Here is a 5,982-nt window from a genome sequence, read left to right as displayed (position 1 = left end):
ATTAAGAGTTTCCGGGGTAAAAAAGTGAATTAGGTGCAAGGAATAAGCATTGAAACCATTAAAAACCTATCACTTTCTGGAATTTGAGACTATTCTTATATCTTTCTAATTCTTCCTCCTGACTCCTGACTCCTGACTCCTAACCCTCACAGATAACTTTTTCAGCAAACCCTAAATAAGTAATTATATGGTAAGCTGTTGTGCATTTAGTTTGTATAATTCTAGCGGGCAAGATGCCCGCACTACAAAGTTCAAGTAAATTATGGTTATCAAATTTAGCTGCGTAACAGCTTATTAAATATAATATTGGTAAAATAGATCCCCGACTTCTCTAAGAAGTCAGAGATCTGAATACTAGGATCGCCCATAATCATCATGTTATGAAAAAGCGATCGCAAACCACAACATAGGAATCGCCTAAAATTATGGATACTATAGCCAACGAACTTCTAGATGGTGTATGGGAAATATCAGTTTTACCGAATGGAGAAGTGCGAGTTACACTAAGTTGGCATTTACCTAACTGAACAAGTGACAACTAAGGCAATTCTACAGAAGAAGGTTTAGCAATATGTGGTAAACCCCAACCCAGTTTTTCCCTCAGAATACGGAAAAATTCCGGTGACTGAAGACGAATAAACCGGGCGCTATAGGGCGATCGCTCCAAATATACCCGATCTTCCGGTAGAATATAACATCCACCATTGCCATCTACCACCATCACCAACCGGGGAATATTCACAGGATAGATATTGACTGGTTCACTATCGGGAAACACCAAAGCCCTAGAAGCCAGAGAATGAGGACAAATAGGTACTAACTGCAATACAGGCACACCAGGAGTAATTACTGGACCACCCGCACTTAAAGAATAAGCCGTTGAACCAGTGGGAGTAGAAACAATAATTCCATCAGCCGCAATATCCACAGGTGAATGTCGTCCCACCGCAATTTCAAAATGGCACATACAAGTTAAAGGTTCTCGATGTAGCACCATTTCATTCAAACAGAGGGCTTCCCACTTCACCGCATCTCCCCGCATAACTTTAACAGTCAGCATCGCCCTATCCTCAACCTGATATGCACCCGCCATTGCCTGTTCTAAGGCTTGGGGCAATTGGTTGAGATAAGTTTCCGTCAGAAATCCCATGTGACCAGTATTTACCGTCAGCATGGGGATACCACAGGGGGCTACCAGGCGTGATGCTGCTAATACAGTTCCATCTCCTCCTAACACCACAGCAAATTTCATATCTGAGTCAAAGCCAGGGGGCGTAAGACCTTCAATGGGGGTGTGAAAGACTGGACTATCTGGTTGAGAATAGCCCAATATCCCACCAATACTAGCTGTGATGTAAACATCCCAACCAGCAGCAGTAAGTTTATCTTTCAGTTCAATAGCGACACTACTCGCTATCGGTTTAACGTCGTTATAGATAATGCCTGCTTTCGGCACACTCAAATATCCAAGTTTAAGGGCTGTTTTTTATGTATCTCATAGTTACATATTTTGGACTAATGTAACCATAAGTCTCATATTTATTGACTATTGGCTTTGGAAGATTCTTTAAAGGGAGTCTTTTTACTTTTGAGCTTTTTGCTTTTAGCTTTCTCGTAATCTAACTGTTTTAGCTTGTTCATAATCCGGCTGAAATATTCTTGTAGATATACTTCCAGTGTGGTGGTTTGCTGTTTGTCTAAACCAAAGATAGTATATACTTCGTCCATATTTTCTGCGTTTAGAGCTTTACCACTGGCTAAAACTTCTGTAAAAGCTAATCTATCGGCAACATTCCATCCCCATTGAAAGCAGCGCAGTAAATTCCGTACAGCCCGTAATAATCCGATGGGCATCCGTGTAACTTTTGCATCTCTATCAGATAAGCGCTCGCAAAGATTAATAATTTCCTCGGCACTCCAAGCACGAGTTCCCACGACTGGGAAAGCCTGCTTTTCTGTTTCTGGTACTGTCAAAGCCCGCACTGCAAATTTAGCGATATCTTGAGTATCCATGTAGCCAATGGGTGAGGATGTTCCTGTTACCCATACTGGTTGTTTTTCTAAAATAGGTATGCCATATTGACCAATTAATCCTTGCATAAATCCAGCTAAACGTAAAATTGTGTAGTTTAAACCGGATTCTGCTAAGTATGCTTCTGTACATCCCTTAATTTCCATCAGTGGTACATTGGGATATTTATCAGCATCGAGAATGGAAAAGAAGATAAATCTTTCTACACCAGCGGCTTTGGCTGCTTGAATTAATGCTACTTTTCCATCCCAATCTACCTCTTTAATAGTTAGAGAATCTGTAGCACGGGATGTAGCGGCATCAATAACTGCTGTTACTCCCGTCAATGCTTCCGTCAGGGTTTGCGGATTGCACAAGTTCCCTCGTACCAGTTCTGCACCCCATTCCTTCAAAAAAGCTGCTTTTTTAGGACTCCGAACGAGACAGCGGACTTTGTATCCTTCATCAATTGCGCGACGGGCTACTTGTCTTCCCAGTGTGCCAGTTGCACCAACTATTAATAATGTCATGGGGTTGGTTATATATCTTAATGTTTATGAAAAGAATCTTAACAGAATTAGTTATGTAAATAAAACTTTACATCATTTTAATAAAAGATTTAGGAGTCAGGAGTCACCGAGTCACCGAGTCACCGAGTCAGGATGAAGAATTAATTTTTCTTCCTCTACTTCCTCTACTTCCTCTACTTCCCCTGTGTCCCCTGCTGCTGTTCTACTCTTCTGCGCCTTGAATTTTGAGTAACAAAGCACCGATCGCCCAACCTACGAAGATTAGACCGAAAGATAGCATCGCTGCATTTAATATTTCGCCGCCCATTTGCTGTAATGCTCCTTTGTGGATTGTTGATTTATGTTTCCTGTTTTTCAGACCGCTGAATTTGATTTGAAGGCTCAAATCTTATTTTCAACTTTGAGGATTCAGATAAACTGGGTCTATCAGAATTATTGAGATTAAACCTCTATCAATAATTCTAAACCAATTTAGGGATGATATTCGGGGATAGACGACGATGGACAGGGAAACACGACGATGATTAATCAAGATAAACGTCCGCGTTTGGTGCTGACACTGGGAGATCCGGCGGGTATTGGTGCTGAGGTAATTTTGAAGGCTTTGGCTGATCCTGAAGTTACTCAAGATTGTGATGTGGTGGTGGTGGGAAATAGAACTTTATTAACTCAGGTTTATGAAAATATCAGTAAAAATATTGATAATTCCCTGGCTTTGGTCAATCCTGCCGATTTGTCTGTAGTTGATGTGCCTAGTGCTGGTGAAATTATTACTGGTATGGGGAATGCAGCTAGTGGTGCGGCGAGTTTTGCTTATATGGAATATGCCATATCTCAAACTTTGGCTGGTGAGTTTGATGGAATTGTGACCGGACCGATCGCTAAATCTGCTTGGAAAGCGGCGGGTTATAATTATCCAGGACAAACGGAACTTTTAGCCGCAAGGGCTGGGGTGGAGAGGTTTGGGATGTTGTTTGTGGGGCGATCGCCTTTTACCGGTTGGACTCTGCGGGCGTTACTTGTTACCACACATATTCCTTTATGTCAAGTATCTGCCACCTTAACACCACAGTTATTAACAAAGAAATTAGATTTGTTGGTGGAGTATTTGGAAAATGATTTGGGGATTAAAAATGGGAGAATTGCGATCGCAGGATTAAATCCCCACAGTGGCGAAATGGGACAACTGGGAACAGAAGAAATAGATTGGTTAATTCCCTGGTTGCAGTCAGAACGCCAAAAGCGCCCCCATTTACAGCTAGAAGGACCCATCCCCCCAGATACAATGTGGGTGAAACCGGGAATGGCTTGGTATGGTAATTCTCCAGTTAAAAATCCCGCTGATGCTTACTTGGCACTTTATCACGACCAAGGTTTAATTCCCGTGAAGTTAATGGCTTTTGATCGGGCTGTAAATACCACCATTGGTTTACCATTTGTGCGGACTTCCCCAGATCATGGAACGGCTTTTGATATTGCGGGTAAGGGTATTGCTGACGCGACGAGTATGAAAGCAGCGATCCAGTTAGCGATGGAGTTGGTAAAGCTTAGAACCTGTAAGGATAGATAATTTTTTGAATGCAAATCTTGATAATTCTCAAAAATTAGCTGTTTGTAAAGCCTTGGCTACAGATAAGTAATGGGAACGAGAGAATAAGGGCTTGAGACTCCTACGTGGGGTGAGTTTTCCACAAATTATCGTTATGTCGAACTCACGTAAAATTAATAGCATTTTTAGTGAATTAAATATTAGAAAGTTTGTAAATAAATGATATAATGACGTAACTATAATGATCCAAAATCATCCATTAAATAACCATGAAACCAAATCCTATACCTCCAAAACTCGGACAAGAATCAGTTTGGAACTATCCCCGTCCTGCTATTTTACAAGATACCGACAAACATCTCAAAGTTATTTGTAATGGGATTGTTTTAGCAGAAACAACTAAAGGAAAAAGAGTTTTAGAAACTAGTCATCCTCCGGGTTATTATATTCCTGCTGAAGATATTAAGTTAGAACATTTAATAGAGACACCTAGGAAAACTTGGTGTGAATGGAAAGGTTGGTGTCAATATTATGATGTTTCCGTAGGAGATAAATATATAAATAATGCTGCTTGGCGATATATTCAGCCCAGTCCTAATTTTATCTCAATTCAAGAATATTACAGTTTTTATGTCAGTTTAATGGATGCTTGCTATGTGAATGATGAATTAGTTAAAGCGCAAACAGGTGATTTTTACGGAGGGTGGATTACTTCTGATATTGTTGGACCATTTAAAGGTGAACCAGGAACTATGTGGTGGTAAATAAGGAAAATTTCAGTGGTTTCCAGATTCCAATCAAAAATCTGGTTTCAATTTTAATATCCACAGCGGTTAAAACCGCTCGTGTCGTTTCCCTCTCAGGTCTAAAGACGCGCTCGTTTCCCACTTACCGGGTGTTCTTATGAACAAATCACAGCTTAACTTGATATTACAAGAAGTTAAACAAGCTTTGCAAAAACTTTATCAAAACCAACTGGAAGCAATTATTTTATATGGTTCTCAAGCGAGGGAAGACGCTCAAGAATTTTCTGATATTGATATTCTGGTTGTTCTGAAATCAGAGATTAACCCCTATCATGAAATTGATAGAACAAGTCAAATAATCTCAAATATTTGTCTAAATAACGATGTTGTTATTTCTCGTCACTTCATCTCTTCAGCAAAGTTTGAAAATGAAAATACTCCCTTTAATTATAATGTCAAAAAAGAAGGTATTTTTCTATGACATCGGAGGAGCAAAAATTTATAAGAAAAGCTAAAGAAAGTTTACTGGCTTCTGAAATTCTAGCAGAAAATAAATTATATAACTTTGCTGCTTCCAGAGCTTATTATACCATGTTTTATATTGCCGAAGCCTTTTTGTGGCAGCAAGGGTTAACTTTTTCAAGTCATTCTGCTGTGATTTCATGTTTCGGTCGAGAAGTTGTTAAAAAGGGAATTGTTCCCCTTGAATTTCACCGTTATCTGATTGATGCTCAAGATAAAAGAACACAAGGAGATTACAGTATTGATGATACCCTTCAGTTGAGTGAGGAAAATGTGAGAACTTTGATTGAACAAAGCAAAAAATTTATTGAGATTGCTGAGAAAACCTTATAGAAAATTTTATATTTTTGAGAGTCACTTCGTTCCATATGGCTAACGCCAGGCAACGCTTACGCAATGACATTGTGTAATTAATTCTGTCTCACTACTTAGTATTAGCAAGCGATCGCAGTCTCCGAGTGAAAAAAGAACCAGAGAGAAGAAAATAGGACTTACGCATTGACAAAAAAATGAATCTATGTTGATGAAGCAGCACAAGCATTGGTAAGATTGTCCACAATGTAGTCGCGCACAACTAAAGTGAATAAGTTTCTTTGCACTTCATACCAATTAGAAATTATGTTT

General features: G+C 39.6%; 7 protein-coding genes. 4 read left to right on the top strand and 3 right to left on the bottom strand.

The annotated features are described in order from the left end of the window. Nucleotides 1-538 precede the first annotated feature (538 nt). The 3 genes from PN471_RS17780 to petM all read right to left on the bottom strand — a co-directional run bounded on the left by PN471_RS17780 (nt 539) and on the right by petM (nt 2,848). Nucleotides 539-1,456: an NAD(+) kinase gene (locus PN471_RS17780; protein WP_193896928.1), complete on the bottom strand. Its 918-nt coding sequence runs from the start codon at nt 1,454-1,456 to the stop codon at nt 539-541. Between the two features lie 83 nt (nt 1,457-1,539). Then, complete coding sequence (locus PN471_RS17775; protein WP_193896927.1) at nt 1,540-2,541, bottom strand: SDR family oxidoreductase; 1,002 nt, start codon at nt 2,539-2,541, stop codon at nt 1,540-1,542. A gap of 202 nt (nt 2,542-2,743) precedes the next feature. Beyond that, nucleotides 2,744-2,848: a cytochrome b6-f complex subunit PetM gene (gene petM / locus PN471_RS17770; protein WP_096671590.1), complete on the bottom strand. Its 105-nt coding sequence runs from the start codon at nt 2,846-2,848 to the stop codon at nt 2,744-2,746. 213 nt (nt 2,849-3,061) lie between these two features. Between petM and pdxA the strand changes: the two genes are divergently transcribed. The 4 genes from pdxA (at nt 3,062) to PN471_RS17750 (ending at nt 5,691) form a co-directional block, all read left to right on the top strand. Continuing rightward, nucleotides 3,062-4,111, top strand: coding sequence for a 4-hydroxythreonine-4-phosphate dehydrogenase PdxA (pdxA, locus tag PN471_RS17765; protein ID WP_271777978.1), 1,050 nt, complete (start codon nt 3,062-3,064; stop codon nt 4,109-4,111). Between the two features lie 248 nt (nt 4,112-4,359). Beyond that, nucleotides 4,360-4,854: a DUF427 domain-containing protein gene (locus PN471_RS17760; RefSeq protein ID WP_193896925.1), complete on the top strand. Its 495-nt coding sequence runs from the start codon at nt 4,360-4,362 to the stop codon at nt 4,852-4,854. A gap of 139 nt (nt 4,855-4,993) precedes the next feature. After that, entirely contained in the window at nt 4,994-5,317 is a 324-nt protein-coding gene (locus PN471_RS17755) for a nucleotidyltransferase domain-containing protein (RefSeq protein ID WP_039204366.1), read from the top strand. Further along, entirely contained in the window at nt 5,314-5,691 is a 378-nt protein-coding gene (locus tag PN471_RS17750; protein WP_271777977.1) for a HEPN domain-containing protein, read from the top strand. Before PN471_RS17755 ends, PN471_RS17750 begins: the two co-directional genes overlap by 4 nt. Nucleotides 5,692-5,982: the final 291 nt, after the last annotated feature.

Source organism: Aphanizomenon sp. CS-733/32 (assembly GCF_028330045.1).
GTDB classification, from domain to species: domain Bacteria; phylum Cyanobacteriota; class Cyanobacteriia; order Cyanobacteriales; family Nostocaceae; genus Dolichospermum; species Dolichospermum gracile.
This window is presented reverse-complemented; position numbering and strand designations above follow the sequence as displayed.